Origin of the sequence: Comamonas sp. F1-6 (assembly GCF_039581415.1) — a bacterium.
In the GTDB taxonomy this organism is placed as follows: Bacteria; Pseudomonadota; Gammaproteobacteria; order Burkholderiales; family Burkholderiaceae_C; genus Comamonas; species Comamonas thiooxydans.
Genome location: NZ_JBCPWN010000003.1, coordinates 14,695 through 27,521 on the forward strand (window position 1 = coordinate 14,695; position 12,827 = coordinate 27,521).

The following is a 12,827-nucleotide window of genomic DNA, read 5'->3' on the forward strand; positions in this document are numbered from 1 at the left end:
TGCTTTTGAAAGCGAAAGGCCACCATGGGCCGGGCGGCGTAGGCCGTAAGGACTACCGGTGTCCCAAGGCTCAAGTGACGAAGTGCCTGCTTTGCTGCCGGGCGTTGCCCTTGCTTGGCTCAGTTGCCGGCCATGCCAAACAGGTCATGAGCATCCAGCAGGGCCCAGGCAATCTCGGGCTTGCGCTCCAGTCCCTTGCGGATCGCGGCGGGAATGCTCTGGCGCGTTTTGCGGCATAGGCCCGGCAGGTCGCCAAGATCGATCTGGATGCCGCGCATGGTGCGAACCTCGTTGTTGCCTGGGGTGATGCGTATCTCCAGGCCCAGCAGCGCGTGAATGCGCTGCTGCATATGCTCGAGATCAACCAGGCTGCTGATGCTCTCCAGGCGCTGCAGCAGCTTTTTCTCCTCTTCGCGCGTGAGCTGCAGAATGCGCAGATCCGCATCTGGCGTGCTCAGCAACTGCTCCCGTCGGCAGTCGCAGGCGCCGGGTGGGCATTCAACACGGATGGGCAGGTGGAGCGGCTGCATAGGGTGGCAGAGAAAACCAGAGGCAGATGCAAGCATGCTAAGGCCTGCAGTGCCGTGCCGCCAGTGGGGACAGGCCCGGGCAAGGCCTGCGTTTGATGGCTTGCTGGGGGTGCCATAAGTGAATTCACTTGTCCCAGTTGCTCTCAGGTTTGCCTAGACTCAGGCATTATTGAGGGTTACTACTAAAAGTAGGCTGGCTTGATCTGCCGGCATCTACCAGAACGAAGGCCTGCATTGCCCGCTGCCCGGCAGCGCTGCAGCTGGGATGGGATCAATCACTTTTTATAGCGTCAATCGCATTGTTCATGCGTGATTCGCGATATTTTTCATGATAGAAATTCGGGATTTATCCCTGACATACCAAGGCCCCAAGGGCCCGGTGCACGCCTTGCGTGGCATCAATCTGGAAATCGCTTCGGGCGAAGTATTCGGCATCATCGGCCGCTCCGGCGCGGGCAAAAGCTCGCTGGTGCGCTGCCTGAATCTGCTCAACCGCCCCACGGAAGGCAAGGTCATCGTCAACGGACGCGACCTCATGCAGCTGTCCGACGGCGAGCTGCGCGCTGCGCGCCGCGACATCGGCATGGTGTTCCAGCACTTCAATCTGCTGTCCTCGCGCACTGTGTATGACAACGTGGCACTGCCGCTGGAGCTGGCCGGTATTTCCAAGGACGAGATTTACCAGCGCGTGACGCCGCTGCTGGAGCTCGTGGGCCTGGATCATCTGGCCGATCGCTATCCGGCCCAGATTTCCGGCGGGCAGAAACAGCGCGTGGGCATTGCCCGGGCGCTGGCCAGCAACCCCAAGGTTCTGCTGAGCGACGAAGCCACGTCGGCACTGGACCCCGAAACCACGCGCTCCATTCTGGACCTGCTGCGCAAGGTCAATCGTGAGCTGGGCGTTACCGTGGTGCTGATCACCCACCAGATGCTGGTGATCAAGCAGATTGCCGACCGCGTGGCCGTGATCGACGGCGGCGAGATCGCCGAGCTGGGGCCTGTGATCGATGTCTTCACCCGGCCTCAGAAGGCGATCACCAAGAGCCTGATCGACGAAATCGTGCCGCAGCAACTGCCCGAGTCGGTGATGACGCGTGTGAACCAGCTGGCAGCACAGTTGCAGCCCGGCCAGCAAGGCCAGCTGTTGCGTCTTTCCTATGCGGGTGAGAGCGCCTATCAGCCCATTTTGTCGCACCTGATTCGCGAACTGGGTCTGGATCTATCGATTCTGCACGGCCAGATCGACGAGATCCAGGAGCAGACCTTTGGTTCGCTGGCGGTGTATGCCAGCGGCGAGGCCGCCAAGATTGACGCGGCCGTGGAGCACCTGCGTGCCAGCGGTGTGCAAGTGCAGATCGTGTCCAGCAAGGATTGAGAGCGATGTTTGAGAATTTTTCGGAAATGATGCTCCAGCTGCTGCTGGATTCCTTCTGGGAGACGCTGATCATGGTTGGCGTCTCGGGCCTGATCGGCGGTTTGATCGGTATTCCGCTGGGCGTTTTCCTGCGCCTGACCGACCATGGGGGCATCTTGCAGAACGGCCCGGCCAACAAGGTTGTCGGCTGGATCGTGAATGCGCTGCGCTCCACCCCCTTCATCATCTTGCTGGTGGCCATCATTCCGCTGACGCGTCTGATCACCGGCTCCTCCATCGGCACCTGGGCGGCCGTGGTGCCGTTGACGATTGCGGCGGCGCCTTTTGTGGCCCGTCTGGTGGAGACTGCCTTGCGTGAAGTCGATGGAGGCCTGATCGAAGCGGCCCAGTCCATGGGTGCGACCACCGGCCAGATCGTCTGGAAGGTGCTGCTGCCCGAGGCGCTGCCTGGCATCGTCGCGGGTCTGACCATCAGTTTCGTCAGCCTGACCGGCTACTCGGCCATGGCGGGTGCCATCGGCGGTGGTGGCCTGGGCGACCTGGGTATTCGCTACGGCTACCAGCGTTTCTTGCCCGACGTGATGCTGGTCGTGGTGATCATCCTGATCTTCTTTGTTCAAGCCATTCAAAGCCTGGGCGACTGGGCCGTGCGCCGTCTGAGCCATCGCTGAGCACTGGCGTACATTACAAAAAATTAAGAAAAGGGCTGCTACCTGGAAACAGGCGCCGCCCTAAAATGCAGGTTCGAGATTTTTTGAAAGGCCGCTCTTGCTCAAGGGCGGCCATGATTTTTTCTGGGTAGATAACAGCAAATGATGGATGGTTTGATTACCGGCCGACTGACCGGCGTCCCCGAGAGTCGCGTAGACCGCAACCGCCGCCCCTATATGGTGGCCCGCATGCGAGCCAATGCCGGCGACGGCTCCTCGATTCCCGTGAATATCGTCGCTTTCGACAACGCACCCTGCGCCGTGCTGCGCAGTCTCTCCGAAGGAGATGCGATTGCCTTGCGTGGCAGCTTCACGCCCAAGGTCTGGATCGACAGGCAGGACGAGTCCCATGCTGTGCTCGACGTGGTGGCCCAGCAGGTGCTGGCAGCACCCACGATGTCCGATCTTTGACAGCCTGCGCATGCAGACAAGCCCGCCACCGTGAAGGAGCGGGCTTTTTTTGTGGGCGCTTGGGTTGCCGCATGCAAGCCGTTGCGGCTTGTATTGCCATTCTGTAGTTTGCATCTGAGCAATCTGTCTAAGAAACAGCGCTCCGGCACATGAAACTGACGCTACAGTCTTAGCCACTCTCAATCTTTGGCACAAGGAATCTGCATGTTGAACAAGCGCTCGCTTTTGCGCACCACATTGGCTGTGGCTGCGGCGGCCACCCTGGGTTTTGCCGCCCAGGCCCAGGACAAGACCATCAAGATCGGCGTGACCGCCGGCCCTCACGCGCAGATCATGGAGGTGGTCAAAAAGGTTGCTGCCAAGAACGGTCTGAACCTCAAGGTCATCGAGTTCGGCGACTATGTCCAGCCCAATGCGGCGCTGGCAGCCGGCGACCTGGATGCCAACAGCTACCAGCACCGCCCCTATCTGGATGCTCAGCTCAAGGATCGTGGCTACAAGATCAGCTGGGTGGCCGACACGGTGAATTTCCCTATCGGCATCTACTCCAAGAAGATCAAGGCTTTGTCCGAGCTCCCCACCGGCGCCAAGTTCGGCCTCCCCAACGACCCCACCAATGGCGGCCGCGCGCTGCTGCTGCTGCAGACCCAGGGTCTGATCAAGCTCAAGGAGGGTGCTGGCCTGAAGGCGACGCCCCTGGATGTGGTGTCCAACCCCAAGAAGCTCAAGTTCGTCGAGCTGGATGCGGCCCAGTTGCCACGTTCGCTGGACGATCTGGATGCCTCCACCGTCAACACCAACTTCGCGATCTCGGCTGGTCTGAACCCCAAGAAGGATGCGATTGCGCTGGAGTCGGCCAAGAACCCCTATGTGAACATCATGGTGGTGCGCGATGCCGACAAGAATCAGCCATGGGTCGCCCAGCTGATCAAGTCCTATCACTCCGATGAGGTGCGCCAGTTCATCGACAAGGAATTCAAGGGATCGGTCTTCCCGGCGTTCTGATGACTACCCCCTGAGGCGCTTCGCGCCTTGCCCTGGCCGCGCGCCCCAAGGGAGACGATAGCCTCGCTGCGGGGCGGCGCCTGTTTGACGGGCATCGAACTAAGCGCTGCACTTGCAGCGCTTTTTTACTGCTCTCCAATGGATAGCTGCTAGCGCTCGCTGGTATTTTGTTTTAGGTAGAAAATACCTTCAGATCTATTGATGGATTGTGCTGATAGCTATCGTTTTTTTAGTTATTCCATTGCCTGAAACCACTCGCCCAGCGGCGCACGCGTGGTCTGGGTCTGGTTGACGGGGGCGGACTCGTCGGCCCAGCCCAGGGCCAGGCCGCAGACGATGTGCTTGTTTTCGGCCAGGCCCAGCACGCGGCGCACGGTGGCCGGGTACGAGGCCAGGGCGCCGATGGCGCAACTGCCCAGGCCCATGGCGGCGGCGGCCAGTTGCAGGCCGTAGAGCGTCATGCCCAGATCCAGATAGCCGCCGGGGCCGTAATGGGCGTCGATGGTGACGACCAGCGCCACGGGTGCATCGAAGAAGCGGTAGTTGCGCGCAAACTGCGCTTCGCGCCCGGCGCGGTCGTCGCGCGCCACGCCAAGGGCGCCGTAAAGCGCTTGTGCCGAAGCCACCTGGCGCTTGCGCAGCTGCATGGGCATGGGGCGCGGAAAGTAGGCGTAGTCCTCGCATTCGGGCACCTGGCTTTCAACGTCCTGCAGCAGGGCGGCAGTCAGTTGCTCGCGCAGCTTGCCGCGTACCGCGATCAGCTGGCCTGGTTGCAGATTGCCGCCGCTGGGCGCCTGGCGCGCCGTCAACAGCAGTTGCTCCAGCAGCGCGTCAGGCACGGCATCGGGCAGAAAAGCACGTGTGGAGCGGCGCTGCTGCATCAGCGCCATGCCTGCCGGCAAGTCGAAGCCTTCAGATGTTTTTACGACTGAACCGTTGCTGGACATGGGGTAATAGCTATCAAAAATGAATTCAGGGAGCGGCTTGCAGCCATTGCACCAGGGTTGCCGCTCCGATGCCGCCGGCTCCGGCGATGGTCGCCAGGCCGAGTCCGGCCTTGGGTGTCGATGACCGGGCCTGATACTCAAGCTGAGCCAGGCAGCGCACCAGCGCAATCGCGCCTGAAGCGCCTATCGGGTGACCGCGCGCCAGGCCGCCGCCTGCGCTGTTGATCTGCTCGGGCGCAAGGCCCATGGCGGTGCAAAAGGCCAGGCCTTGCACGGCAAAGGCGTCATGCAGTTCGATGGCCGAAAGATCCCGGGCCAGCAACGGTGAGTTGTGCGGCCTGGCCAGCGCATGGCTGCCACGGGCCAGCGCCATCTGCGCCGCCGCAATGGCCGCCAGCAGCGGTGTTTCTGGCGCAGCGCCCACGCTGGCGCTGGCCAGCCATTGCGCGCGGGGCTGTAGATTCCAGCGGGCGCAGGCCTCGGGCGTGGCCAGCAGGATCAGGGCCGCACCATCGGCCTTGGCCGAGACGGTCAGGGGGCTGAGTGCGTGGGCCGCGATATCGTCGGCACTCGCGCCCTCACAGCTGCCCCGGGCCAGGGTCGGCATGCGCGCGGCACGTGCAGGCTGCAGCGCGCGCGGATAGGCATCGGCCTCAAGTCCTGCCATGGGCACGATTTCCGGGGCGAGTTGCGCCTGGGCGGCCAGGGCCCGGCTGTGGCTCAGCAGCGCGTACTGCTCCTGCCGGCTGCGGCTGAATCCATGCGCGAGCGCATAGTCGGCCGCCGATTGCAACATATCGGGATCGCGCTCGGGATCGGGCGCAAATGGCGGGCGCTCGTAGCTTTGGGGTTGCTCGCCTGGGAGCTGCGGGCGGGTCTGGCGAATGGGGGCGCGGCTCCAGGCCTCGATGCCGCCGGCAATCACCACCTCGGCCTGACCCGATTGCAGCAGACCCACGGCCATGGCCACCGCATCCAGGCCCGAGCAGCACTGGGTATCGATGGTGTGCGCGGCGCAGCCATCGGGCAGGCCTGAGGCCAGTGCCAGCATGCGCGCCGGGTTGCCGCCAGCTCCCAGGGCGTTGCCGACGACGACCGCATCCGCGGCATGGGCCGGCAATCCGCTTTGCTGCAGCAGTGACAGCAGCAGCGGCCGGCCCAGTTCATGAGGGCTGAGCTGGGCCAGGGCCGAGCCTAGCGGAGCCACCGGGCTGCGTGCCCAGGCAATGATGGGGGTCTTGCTTGGCATGGGCCTCAACTCTGCCACGGCCGCAATGAGGGGAGCAGGGCAGGGGATATGGCAGCTCCCGCAGGCCCGGCCATGCTGGCGCGCAGGGCCTGGGCCAGTTGGCCGTGGTCGGTCTTGCCGCTGGCTGTCTGCGGCCAGTGTTCGCAAACCCACCACTGGCGCGGCACCTTGAAGGCTTCGGTGCGCTCGCGCAGCCACTGGTTCAGCTCCAGGGCCGAAGGCGCCTCGGTCTGCGGCCTCCATTGCAGCACAGCGTGTACCTGCAGGCCTCGCAGCGCATCGGCCTGGCCGTGCAGCGAGACCTGGACAATCGCCGGGTGGCTGGCCAGCAGGTTCTCCACTTCCTCGGGAAACAGGTTCTTGCCCTGGGTGACGATCATGCGGCTTTGGCGGCCTGCCAGGCACAGCATGCCACGTTCGTCGATATGACCCATGTCGCGCACGGACAGCCAGTCGCCATCGCGCAGCACGGCCGTGGCGTCATGGGCGTCGCCCACATAGTCCATGAACAGCATGGGACTGCGGATATAGATCAGGCCGTCGCTGGCATGGCTGGTGTCATGCTCGGCCAGCGCATTCTCTGCGGCATCGCTGCCGGTGGGGCGAATGGATAGCTCCACATTGCTGAATGGCCTGCCCACTGCCTGCGGGCCGCTGGCTTCGTCGGCATCCATCCAGGCGACAAAACTGGCTTCGGAGGCGCCATAGAACTCGATGATGCGGGCCTTGGGGAACAGAGCGCGCAGCGCCGGCGTGTGGGCGCGCATCCAGCGCGCGCCGCTGATGGTGATCAGCTCGACCTCGGGAATCGGTGCGAGCTGCCGATGCTCGGCCCATTGCAGCATCAGCAGCAACTGGCTGGGCACGGCGACCAGACAGGGGGTATCGCCGCGCGCCAGGGTTGCGAGACAGCGCGAGGCCGAGAACTTCTCCTGCATGACGGCGCCGCAGCCATACCAGATGCCTTGCATGGCGCCGAACAGAAACAGCGAATGCGAGATGCGCCCCGGTGCCAGCGTGCGCTGGGCGACGACGGGGCCGAAATCCTGCAGGCCGACGCGAAAGCTCTCCGTCCACGACAGATGGTGGCGCTTGAAGCCCTTGGGCAGGCCAGTGCTGCCCGAGGTAAAGCCGGTATAAAAGGCTGCCGTCGGTGCTGCCGATTCCAGCTCGCAGGGCTGCGCGGGCAGCCAGCTTTCAATGCGCTGGCGCACGGCAGGTTGCCAGTCGGGGTCGGCAACCGCCGCGCAGCGGCCGCTGTGGATCACGGCCAGAAAGTCCACCAGCCGCTCCAGCGTTGAGCGGCTGGCATCCAGCAGCAGCATTTGCGGTGCGCGTTGCGCCACCAGGCGTGCCGAGCGCTGCTCGACCTCGGCATGCAGATCGCCAAAGGTCCAGGAGCCGGCCTCGCTCTGCAAGGCCACAACATCGGGCCGGTGTTGCGCCCAATAGGCCAGCGGGCCATGAACCAGCTGCCAGAAACCCTGCAGCGGTGCCGCCGCGGACAGCGCGTTCACCGGCGACCGCCAAAACGCCAGTCAGGCATTCCGCGTGCCACGGTGTGGACGATGATGGCGCAGAGAACACATTTGATGAAGTCGCCGGGGACAAAGGCCAGCGTCACGGCAAAGGCCTGACTCAGGCTCATCTTGGCGATCAGCATCAGGCCCAGCACGCCAAAGGCATGCAGGCACAGCAGGCCGCCGATCAAGGAGGCGATGAAGGCGCTCAGCGCCGTGCGACGCGGCGTGCTCTGCGGCAGGGCAGCCATGATGGCGCCAGTGATGCCTGCGGCCAGCATGTAGCCGATCAGATAGCCGGCAGACGGTGCCATGAAGACTCCGATGCCGCCGCGACCGCCCGACAACAGTGGCAGACCTACGGCCACGGCCGCGAGAAACAGTGCCATGGACTGCAGGCCGCGCCAGGGCCCGAGCATGACGCCTGCCAGCATCACGCCCAGCGACTGGATGGTGATGGGCACGCCGAACGGCAGGTCGATCTTGGGAATCAGGCCCATCACGGCCATCAGGGCGGCGAACAGCGATACCTGAGCCATGGAGCGTGCGCCGCCGCGCGATACGGTGTGAGAGGGTGTGGTAGTCATCAATGCTCTCCTAGAAACCCAGTCTTGCCCAGAGGGCGTCGGCCACACGGCGCGTGGCCTGCAGCATATGAATCGTCAGCGGTGCAATCAGGCGCAGGCCGCCGCTTTTGCCGGTGCGCAGGCGGTATGCCTCGTCCAGCTTTGTCCATTGCACAAAGAAATGTTCGGTAAAGCGCAGCATGAGTGCAAGCTGCATGGCCACGCGCTCGGTGGGGATGCCCAAGCGGGCCAGCGGGGCGAGCAGCCATTCCAGTACCTCGACCAGATCGCTGGGGCGGGTGGTGATGGTCAGCGCAATGCCCAGGGTCGAGGCGCAGATCAGCCGCAGACTGCTGACGGCTGCCAGCAAAGGGTTGCCCATGAAGGCATGAAAGCCCGCCACCAGCAGCGCCGCGACGATAACCGAGCGCATCAGCCGGCGCGCCACCTGTGTGGCCTCGCCCAGCGATATCCAGAGAACCAGGCAAGCCACGCCGCAGCACGCCAACGCCCAGGGGTTGGCTATCAGAAACAACAGCGTACCGAAAACCGCCAGCAGCAAGAGCTTGAGGCCGGCCGACCAGCGATGCAGCCAGGTCGCAACTTCGCTGTAGAGGCTACCCATGCAGGTCTCCGTGCGGGCTTTTCTTCAGCAACTGCTCCTGTACGGAGGTCTCGTAGGCGCTGCAGATGTCGCGGCCAGGGCCGTCGCCACGCAGCCGGCCTTGCTCCAGCCAGATCACGCGCTCAAAGTCGCGCACATGGTCAAGCACATGGGTGGAGACCAGCACCTGTTGCGGTGCGGTGGCAATATCCTGGGCCAAGCGGGCCTGACCGGGCAGGTCCAGGCTGGCAAAGGGCTCGTCCAGCAGCAGCAGTTGCGGCGCCGCAATCAGCAGCGAGAGCCAGCACACCTGCTGGCGCTGGCCCTGGCTCAGACTGCTGACGGCCCGCTCGGCCCAGTGGGCCAGGCCGCGTGCGGCCAGCAACTCGCGCGCCCTGGCTCTGGCTTGCTGCTTGCTCAGGCCCTGGGGGCGAAGGCCCAGGGCCAGTTCTTCCTCCACGGTAGGGAAGATGATCTGATCGTCCGGATTCTGGAACATCAGGCCGATCAGGCCGGGCTTGTGCTCGCGCGCCTGCAGCAAGGGCATGCCATCCACCAGTACTTGTCCGGCCTGGGGCAGCTCGAGCCCGCAAAGCAGGCGGAACAGGCTGGACTTGCCCGCGCCGTTGTTGCCGATCACGCCAATGCGCGTTTCAGTCAGGCTAAGGCTCAGGCCGTCAAACACCTGGGTCTGGCCGCGCTGCAGCCGTATATCGACCAACTGCACACCCTGTTGGGCGGGGCTTTGCAATCCATCACTCATACATCAGCTCCAACTGCGGGAATGGCAGGGCTGCAAGGCGCCGGGCTGGAATTTGGATGGCAAGAAACGAAAAGGGCTGACATACGGAGAAATCTGAAACCGTGCCCCGGCTTCAAACATACGAGGCAGCGCTGGTGGCGGATTCTAGCGCTGTGAATTTGCTTTCAAAAGCCCGCCATCTGAGCTCTTTTTATGTGAATTTTCTATAAGAATTGATTTCTTTACCTGGAGCGGATGTCTGTTGTCATTTGGCCCGCATTTCGTGGCAGTTGTACCCCTGATGACTGCGTGTTGCAGAGTGAAGAATTTCTGTGTGCCGTTCTTGCCTGCTTCAGGGGCTAACTTCGCTCAAACTGCATACGCACCGGCATGGAAATTGATGTGATTGACTGTGTTTTGACGTGGCTTGCAGGGCTGATGAGCGCAAGCTTGTTGCCGGCGCCTGTCGTCTGGCAGGCAAACCGGGGCGGGATTGGCGGCTTTCGGGCTCAAGCAGGCAATGTACAAGCACCAGAATTTTTCTGAAAAAATCGCTTTTGATCTATCCGGATGTGAAAAAAGCGGGCTCTGGACCCGCTTTCTGCTGTCCGGCAAAGCCGGATGACATGTTTAGAACTGGTAGCTGAGGCTGGTGCCGGCCATCCATTGACGTCCCGGAGCGGGCTCGTAGTAACGTCCGTTGCCTTCGTTGACGATGACCGAGCCCACATAGTTCTTGTCCGCCAGATTGTCGATGCGGGCAAAAGTGCTGAGCTTCCAGGCGCCCAGGCGTTTGGTGTAGCCAACGCTCAGGCTGGCCACGTTGTAGCTGGGGGCATAGACCTGGTTCTTGTCGTCGGCGGCAATACGGCCCACATGACGCCAGTCCAGGCCCACACGCCAGTCGGTGGCGGGAAGCCATTCCAGTCCCAGGTAGCCCAAATGCCTGGCCGTGCCGGCAATACGGTTGCCGGCGGGAGTGCAGTCCTGGCCCTTGCTGTCGCAATAGCCGCTGCGCAGGCTGGCATCAAGCAAGGTCAGCGCGCCGCTCAGGCGCAACTGGGGCATCAGCCAGGTGCTGGTGCTCAGCTCCATGCCGCGGCGGCGGGTCTTGCCGGCATTCTGATAAGAGGTGCGGCCGTTGTCGTTGCTGGCCACCACAATTTCATCGTCGGTCTGGGTCTGGAACAGTGCGGCAGACCAGTCGCCGCGCAGTCCGGCCACATTGAAGCGTTGCTTGATGCCCAGCTCGGCACTGGTCGATACCGCAGGTTTGAGGCCGAAGTTCAGACCGCCCGCCAGATCGGGGCGGTACGAGATCTCGTTGAAGGTCGGTGTTTCCATGCCGCGACCCAGCGAGGCATAGATATTGGTGTCCTGATTGAGCTCGTGCTGGAGCGAAACAACCGGCAGCAGCTTATGGAATCCGGCATTGCCGCTGTCGTTCTTGTCTGCCAGGAAATGGTCGCGCGATTGGAACTGCACATTGCTCCAGCGCAGGCCGGCATCGAGCTTCCAGCGCGGTGCAAAGGCCCAGGAGGCTTGCAGATAGGGGTCTATGCTGGTGAGGGTGTTGCGCTCGTCGCGCACCAGCTCGCCGACCACGCCCAGCTGGTTGCCCGCAAAGTTCTTGTAGCCCTGACGGTCTTCCCTGACAGTGTTGGCGGCCAGGCCGGCAATCAGGCTCAGGCTGCCGCTGCCCAGCTCGTATTTGCCGCTCCAGCGCGCATCGATGCCGCCATAGTCGCGCTTGAGACCGATCACTCCGCCTCTGTAGCCGGTCTGCGATGCCTTGGGTGTGGACTGGAACTGCATCATTTCGCGCTGACCGGCATAGGCCATGAGGCGCAGTGCCTGGCCGCCGTCCAGCTGGCGCTCATAGGTCAGGCCGGCCTGGGTCTGCTTCACGCTTTTGCGCGAATCGTAGAGCAAGGGGTTGGACGCCACAGCCTTCGGATCTGCCGCCCAGTCCTTGGGCGTGATGCCGCCGGGGTCCTTGGCATCGATGTCCACATGGTTGGCGACCAGGGTTAGCTGGCTGTATTCGTCGGGCTTGACATCGATGCGGGCGTTGAACAGGTTTTTGTCCGCCGCGCTCTGGGCCCGGTAGCCGTCGGTGAGAAAACGGCTGGCGCTGAGCACATAGCCAATCCCGTTGGTTTCGCCCTTGGCCTTGAGGCCCAGGCGCTTCTGGCCGTCGCTGCCCAGTGCAAAGCTGCTTTGCATCGAGGGCGCGCCTTCACCACGTTCGGTATAGGCATTGATCACGCCGCCAGAGGCGTTGCCGTAGAGGGCGGAGTAAGGACCGCGCAGCACTTCCACGCGCTCCAGCGAGGCGATATCGATATTGTTGGTCTGACCCTGGCCATCGGGCATGGTGGAGGGGATGCCGTCCACATAGATCTGTATGCCGCGCACGCCGAAGGTGGATCGTGCGCCAAAGCCGCGAATCGACAGCTGCAGGTCTTGCGCGTAGTTCTGACGGTTCTGCAGCTGCAGACCCGGAGCTGCACTCAGGGACTCCGAGAGATTGACCTGCAGATTGCGCTCGCGCATGCGCTCGCCGTCGAGCACGGTCACGGAGGCCGGGGTTTGCTCAAGTGCAGACTCCTGCAAGGTGCTGCGCACGGTGACTTCGGACAACTGGGGCAGTTCCGGCTGGGCGGCGGCTTGCTGGGCTGTTGCGGACTGTGCCGTCAGCAGCAGTCCGGCGGCGGCCACAGGCCAGCCTGCCAGATGACAAAGGCGCGAAAAATGCATGTGAATATCTCTGGGGCTTGGGGCGGGCGTTCAGTGCCCTGGATGGCTTGCAAGCTCTGCTGACGCAGTCCAGCGACGCGACATGCCGCGCTTTCAGGCATGGCGTACCTGCGTGATTGTCGGCGCCGTGGCAGGTTACGTCTCAGGCAGCTTGCGGTGCTGGGTCGATTGTATTTGGGCAGCAGTATTTTGATGTTTTTGCCCTGTATGTCCTTCTTGCCCGTGCTGGAGCATTACCCCAGGTTACAAGTGACGCGACTTTCATGCGGCGGTGCAGCCCCCTTGCAGTGATGCCGTTGGGGTAAGATGGCGCCGCGCTCCGGGGTGCACGCCAGTGCTGAGATCTACACCCGCGAACTTGACCCGGTTCATACCGGCGGAAGAAGAGCTTGCAAGCTGACCTCAGGG

Annotated in this window: 13 protein-coding genes and 1 riboswitch; of the genes, 5 read left to right on the forward strand and 8 right to left on the reverse strand. The window is 63.1% G+C overall.

Annotated features, from left to right (window positions below; genetic code table 11):
• Positions 1-119 precede the first annotated feature (119 nt).
• Positions 120-530 (reverse strand): hypothetical protein, encoded by a 411-nt coding sequence (locus tag AAIL66_RS03980; RefSeq protein WP_343496181.1) that lies wholly within the window; start codon positions 528-530, stop codon positions 120-122.
• 328 nt (positions 531-858) lie between these two features.
• Here AAIL66_RS03980 and AAIL66_RS03985 point away from each other — a divergent pair, with 328 nt between their 5' ends.
• The 4 genes from AAIL66_RS03985 (at position 859) to AAIL66_RS04000 (ending at position 4,031) form a co-directional block, all read left to right on the forward strand.
• The gene (locus tag AAIL66_RS03985; RefSeq protein ID WP_003070063.1) at positions 859-1,905 is read left to right on the forward strand and encodes a methionine ABC transporter ATP-binding protein; all 1,047 of its coding nucleotides are present in this window, start codon (positions 859-861) and stop codon (positions 1,903-1,905) included.
• 5 nt (positions 1,906-1,910) lie between these two features.
• Positions 1,911-2,576: a methionine ABC transporter permease gene (locus AAIL66_RS03990; RefSeq protein WP_003070061.1), complete on the forward strand. Its 666-nt coding sequence runs from the start codon at positions 1,911-1,913 to the stop codon at positions 2,574-2,576.
• A gap of 141 nt (positions 2,577-2,717) precedes the next feature.
• Entirely contained in the window at positions 2,718-3,026 is a 309-nt protein-coding gene (locus AAIL66_RS03995; RefSeq protein ID WP_302091101.1) for a single-stranded DNA-binding protein, read from the forward strand.
• Positions 3,027-3,230: 204 nt separating this feature from the next.
• The gene (locus AAIL66_RS04000; protein ID WP_012838141.1) at positions 3,231-4,031 is read left to right on the forward strand and encodes a MetQ/NlpA family ABC transporter substrate-binding protein; all 801 of its coding nucleotides are present in this window, start codon (positions 3,231-3,233) and stop codon (positions 4,029-4,031) included.
• A 233-nt stretch (positions 4,032-4,264) separates the two neighbouring features.
• Here AAIL66_RS04000 and AAIL66_RS04005 read toward each other — a convergent pair whose 3' ends face one another.
• Genes AAIL66_RS04005 through AAIL66_RS04030 form a run of 6 tightly spaced genes read right to left on the reverse strand, consistent with a single transcriptional unit; the run spans position 4,265 to position 9,680 of the window.
• Positions 4,265-4,978 carry a nitroreductase gene (locus tag AAIL66_RS04005; protein ID WP_343496061.1) on the reverse strand — a complete coding sequence of 238 codons (714 nt, stop codon included), beginning with the start codon at positions 4,976-4,978 and terminating at the stop codon, positions 4,265-4,267.
• Positions 4,979-5,003: 25 nt separating this feature from the next.
• The gene (locus tag AAIL66_RS04010) at positions 5,004-6,227 is read right to left on the reverse strand and encodes a beta-ketoacyl synthase N-terminal-like domain-containing protein (RefSeq protein WP_343496062.1); all 1,224 of its coding nucleotides are present in this window, start codon (positions 6,225-6,227) and stop codon (positions 5,004-5,006) included.
• A 5-nt stretch (positions 6,228-6,232) separates the two neighbouring features.
• The gene (locus AAIL66_RS04015; RefSeq protein ID WP_343496063.1) at positions 6,233-7,744 is read right to left on the reverse strand and encodes an AMP-binding protein; all 1,512 of its coding nucleotides are present in this window, start codon (positions 7,742-7,744) and stop codon (positions 6,233-6,235) included.
• A complete protein-coding gene (locus tag AAIL66_RS04020; RefSeq protein ID WP_034352015.1) occupies positions 7,741-8,334 on the reverse strand; it encodes a biotin transporter BioY in 594 nt (197 codons plus the stop codon). Before AAIL66_RS04020 ends, AAIL66_RS04015 begins: the two co-directional genes overlap by 4 nt.
• 10 nt (positions 8,335-8,344) lie before the next feature.
• Positions 8,345-8,938 (reverse strand): energy-coupling factor transporter transmembrane protein EcfT, encoded by a 594-nt coding sequence (locus AAIL66_RS04025; protein WP_034352018.1) that lies wholly within the window; start codon positions 8,936-8,938, stop codon positions 8,345-8,347.
• Entirely contained in the window at positions 8,931-9,680 is a 750-nt protein-coding gene (locus AAIL66_RS04030; protein WP_034352020.1) for an ABC transporter ATP-binding protein, read from the reverse strand. The genes AAIL66_RS04025 and AAIL66_RS04030 overlap by 8 nt, the downstream gene beginning before the upstream one ends.
• Before the next feature lie 369 nt (positions 9,681-10,049).
• Between AAIL66_RS04030 and AAIL66_RS04035 the strand changes: the two genes are divergently transcribed.
• Positions 10,050-10,205 carry a hypothetical protein gene (locus AAIL66_RS04035; RefSeq protein WP_165571813.1) on the forward strand — a complete coding sequence of 52 codons (156 nt, stop codon included), beginning with the start codon at positions 10,050-10,052 and terminating at the stop codon, positions 10,203-10,205.
• Positions 10,206-10,289: 84 nt separating this feature from the next.
• On the opposite strand, the gene AAIL66_RS04040 is transcribed toward AAIL66_RS04035, so the two are convergent.
• A complete protein-coding gene (locus AAIL66_RS04040) occupies positions 10,290-12,419 on the reverse strand; it encodes a TonB-dependent receptor (protein WP_343496064.1) in 2,130 nt (709 codons plus the stop codon).
• 310 nt (positions 12,420-12,729) lie between these two features.
• Positions 12,730-12,821: riboswitch (TPP riboswitch) on the forward strand.
• Positions 12,822-12,827: the final 6 nt, after the last annotated feature.

Bases quoted from the DNA above. Each gene is read 5' to 3' on its own strand.
- AAIL66_RS03980 (WP_343496181.1), bottom strand. From the start codon at position 530: ATGCAGCCGCTCCACCTGCCCATCCGTGTTGAATGCCCACCCGGCGCC.
- AAIL66_RS03985 (WP_003070063.1), top strand. From the start codon at position 859: ATGATAGAAATTCGGGATTTATCCCTGACATACCAAGGCCCCAAGGGC.
- AAIL66_RS03990 (WP_003070061.1), top strand. From the start codon at position 1,911: ATGTTTGAGAATTTTTCGGAAATGATGCTCCAGCTGCTGCTGGATTCC.
- AAIL66_RS03995 (WP_302091101.1), top strand. From the start codon at position 2,718: ATGATGGATGGTTTGATTACCGGCCGACTGACCGGCGTCCCCGAGAGT.
- AAIL66_RS04000 (WP_012838141.1), top strand. From the start codon at position 3,231: ATGTTGAACAAGCGCTCGCTTTTGCGCACCACATTGGCTGTGGCTGCG.
- AAIL66_RS04005 (WP_343496061.1), bottom strand. From the start codon at position 4,978: ATGTCCAGCAACGGTTCAGTCGTAAAAACATCTGAAGGCTTCGACTTG.
- AAIL66_RS04010 (WP_343496062.1), bottom strand. From the start codon at position 6,227: ATGCCAAGCAAGACCCCCATCATTGCCTGGGCACGCAGCCCGGTGGCT.
- AAIL66_RS04020 (WP_034352015.1), bottom strand. From the start codon at position 8,334: ATGACTACCACACCCTCTCACACCGTATCGCGCGGCGGCGCACGCTCC.
- AAIL66_RS04025 (WP_034352018.1), bottom strand. From the start codon at position 8,938: ATGGGTAGCCTCTACAGCGAAGTTGCGACCTGGCTGCATCGCTGGTCG.
- AAIL66_RS04030 (WP_034352020.1), bottom strand. From the start codon at position 9,680: ATGAGTGATGGATTGCAAAGCCCCGCCCAACAGGGTGTGCAGTTGGTC.
- AAIL66_RS04035 (WP_165571813.1), top strand. From the start codon at position 10,050: ATGGAAATTGATGTGATTGACTGTGTTTTGACGTGGCTTGCAGGGCTG.
- AAIL66_RS04040 (WP_343496064.1), bottom strand. From the start codon at position 12,419: ATGCATTTTTCGCGCCTTTGTCATCTGGCAGGCTGGCCTGTGGCCGCC.